This window comes from Pseudoalteromonas sp. MER144-MNA-CIBAN-0113, from assembly GCF_040308965.1.
Classification (GTDB): Bacteria; Pseudomonadota; Gammaproteobacteria; order Enterobacterales; family Alteromonadaceae; genus Pseudoalteromonas; species Pseudoalteromonas tetraodonis.
The window spans coordinates 1-2,846 of the sequence record NZ_JBEOOG010000143.1 but is presented as its reverse complement, the minus strand read 5'-3'; the positions used below and the strand labels follow the sequence as shown (position 1 = coordinate 2,846).

The 2,846-nt window shown below is 39.0% G+C and carries 1 protein-coding gene and 2 pseudogenes; all 3 read left to right on the top strand.

The window, feature by feature from the left end; all coding sequences use genetic code 11:
- Positions 1-95: 95 nt before the first annotated feature.
- A pseudogene (locus AAEY57_RS18980) lies at positions 96-1,066 on the top strand (IS3 family transposase); the annotation flags it as partial.
- 149 nt (positions 1,067-1,215) lie between these two features.
- Positions 1,216-1,644 (top strand): annotated as a pseudogene (locus tag AAEY57_RS18975) (transposase); the annotation flags it as partial.
- 244 nt (positions 1,645-1,888) lie between these two features.
- Positions 1,889-2,846 (top strand): DUF4238 domain-containing protein (locus AAEY57_RS18970; RefSeq protein ID WP_350608554.1); only part of this gene is annotated, 958 nt, incomplete at its 3' end.

Below are 2,846 nucleotides of genomic sequence, written 5' to 3'. Positions count from 1 at the left end.
CGTTTTAATTTCGTCATTTTTTCACCCAAATTTGTATGCTTATTAGCATAACATTTCTTTCTTAATGGGTGGCCAAAATCACTGTACCACTACAGGATGCGTCTTTAATGACGCGCATGAAAGAGCTTGAAGATGAAAACCGCCGTTTAAAGAAAATGTATGCTGAAGAGCGGCTCAAATCTGAGGTCATTCAAGAGGCTATGGCAAAAAAGTGGTAACGGCTTCTGAGCGTAAAGTATTGGCACATGAAGTCGTTAGCACAAATAAAATGAGTATTGCCTTAGCTTGCCGTACTTTTATGATAAGTGAAACGTGTTATCGCTATACACCGATATTAAGAAATGAAAATCTAAAAATAGCAGAGCTGTTACTCGATTTGACTGAGTCAAAGCGAAGCTGGGGTTTTGGATTATGTTTTTTATATTTGCGTAATGTAAAAAAGCACAAGTGGAATCACAAGCAAGTTTACCGCATTTACCGTGATCTTGAGTTAAATTTGCGGATCAAGCCAAGGAAACGCTTAAATAGAGATAAGCCTGAGCCATTGGCAGTACCAGAAACCATCAATGAATGTTGGTCAATGGATTTTATGCATGACCAATTAGCGGATGGCAGAGCGTGTCGATTGTTTAATGTCATTGATGACTTTAATCGTGAAGGGCTGACTATTGACGCTGATTTATCACTGCCTGCTGAACGTGTGATCCGCTCGTTAAATCAAATTATAGAGTGGCGTGGTAAACCCAAAGCTATCAGATGTGATAATGGCCCTGAATATATTAGCAAGCAACTAGCGCAATGGGCGTTAAATAATGATATCGAATTACGGTTTATTCAACCCGGTAACCCGCAGCAAAATGCCTATATAGAGCGCTTCAACCGAACGGTTCGTTACGACTGGCTGAGTCATTATATTTATAGTGATATTAGTGAGTTACAAGACATAGCGACTGATTGGCTATGGACTTATAATAATGAACGCCCTAACATGGGGTTAGGTGGTATAACACCAATACAAAAGCTGGAAAAATTAAACAACGGAAATTCTACTGCCAGCCTCCATTAAAAATGGGGGGATTACCCGACGAATCTTTAATTATACCTTATCAAACGTTTGTCATCGCATTGGCTAAACAGATGTTGGTATTAATTAACAATATTCGAGAGTATGACTCACAAATAAACTCAATTTTTACCAGTATGGATGACGCCTCAATATTTACTTCACTTCCCGGCACAGGCCCTTGCCTTGCTCCTAGGCTTTTAGCTACTTTAGGGGAAGATAAATCTCGTTTTAGTAGCGCACAAGAAATACAAAACTATGCAGGCTTATCGCCAGTTACAGAGCGTAGTGGTCAAAAAAGCTGGGTACATTGGCGCTGGCAATGTTCTAAATTTGTCCGTCAGAGCTTTATAGAGTGGGCTTCCAAAAGCGTAGGGCAATCTTATTGGGCGGGCATTTATTACGCACAGCAAAAAGCGAAAGGTAATTCACACCAATCGGCAGTAAGAGCGTTGGCCTATAAATGGGTAAGGATCTTATTTAGGTGCTGGAAAACAGGAAAAGCTTATGATGAATCAAAATATTTAAAAGCACTAAAAGAGAAAGGTTCTCCTCTTTTAGTGGTAGAAAAAGCTTGTTGAGTGCCTCAGGGCGTGAAGCGGACATTCAAGCGTAACCCGTTTCTGCCCCATTATGTGTTTCAGTTTAATACCAACTCGACGCTGAAAAGCATAATTGAGCTTAGTTTTAGTAATACCATAAACCTTGAAAACTTACTTAGATAACGCATTTAACTAGGTGGGTAAAACCCGTTTGTCATTATAGTATTGTTAATACACTCGACTATGGCACACTAATTGTTCAATCCCTGCAATGGAAAGTATTATGCTACAAGAACAGCCGTTGAAGAAAGCACATCAGCTAAAAAAGGAACATCATTATGTATGGGCTAACTATTTACGAAACTGGGCTATAGGTGATACCAAAAATAAAGTCTGGTTTAAGAAGGCTAAAGGTGGTTTTGCTTATGATAGTGTAAAGATGGTTGCGAAGGAGAGGCACTTTTACCAAATCAAGCCACTGACTAAAGATCATGTAAAGATAATCAGAATGATATCTTCCGAAAGTCAGTTGCATAAACAAAATATGGAGCTGCTCCAAAAATTTCTATTAATTCAGAAAATGGAGGAGTTTTACCAAACGAGTGGTAAGAAGAGCGTAGAAATAGAGAAGGAAATCGAAGCGCATAAACATAATACCCTAGAGAATTTGCATACTGCTTATGAAAGTAGTGCAAGTGAGATCATTTCTAATCTAATTAACCGTGATTTATCGTGCTTGAATGATATGAAGCAATTGACTGCTTTTTGTAATTATCTTGGGCACCAGTTCGCTAGAACAAAATCATTTCGCGACATCGCACTACTGGTTATGTCAAAAGATGATTCTGAACAAGCAAAATTAGTGCATCATATATCGACTGAGTGTTGGTGGTTTATAAGTCATATGCTAGGTCAAAACCTTGGTTACTCAATGTTCGTATCTCGGAGAGAGGACAAATATTGCCTTCTATTAAATGAGACTACTCAACCGTTTATCACGTCGGATAATCCAGTGATAAACGTTCATAAGGGTTTGACTAATGATATGACGCCTCCAGAGGATGACCAATTGGACTTGTACTATCCGTTGTCTCCAACAATTGCAATCATGGTTAGCAGCACCCATCGTTTTCCTAGTGGGGAATCAATATTAACCCTTGATGACGGAGTTTTTCAAGTTAGTTGTCGCCTCAAGTTAAATTTTATGCCGCCCGCATTTCTTCTTTTTTCTCAGGATTCAA